Here is a 289-nt window from a genome sequence, read left to right as displayed (position 1 = left end):
CCGCGACAACATAACGCAGTGCACCTTCTGTCTCGGTGTAATAACGTTTGTTTTTCCCCGCCGTTAGTAGCGACTGCAGTTTTTTCTGACTTTGAGTTTTGGTCATTAATGGGGTGAGTGTGCGGATCACCGCTGCCATGTATGCCTGAGCTTTCGCTTTCGCGGCTTTTTGCTCTGGCCCCTGGATGGGTAGCCAGGTTATTTGAATGCTTTTGATTTTTAAGGTACCGCGCTCCAGCGCAGTAGAAGCATACAAGTTCTCGTTAATTTTACTTGCTGCACGAGTGAG

1 protein-coding gene is annotated in these 289 nt (G+C 48.4%); it reads right to left on the bottom strand.

The features are described from left to right. Positions 1-289 (bottom strand): DUF1454 family protein (locus tag LZP73_RS20375; protein WP_234236767.1); only part of this gene is annotated, 289 nt, incomplete at both ends.

The sequence above is a fragment of the Shewanella sp. AS16 genome, assembly GCF_021412365.1.
GTDB lineage: Bacteria > Pseudomonadota > Gammaproteobacteria > Enterobacterales > Shewanellaceae > Shewanella > Shewanella salipaludis.
Note: the sequence above shows the minus strand (reverse complement) of the source record. Positions and strands in the feature narration are given on the sequence as shown.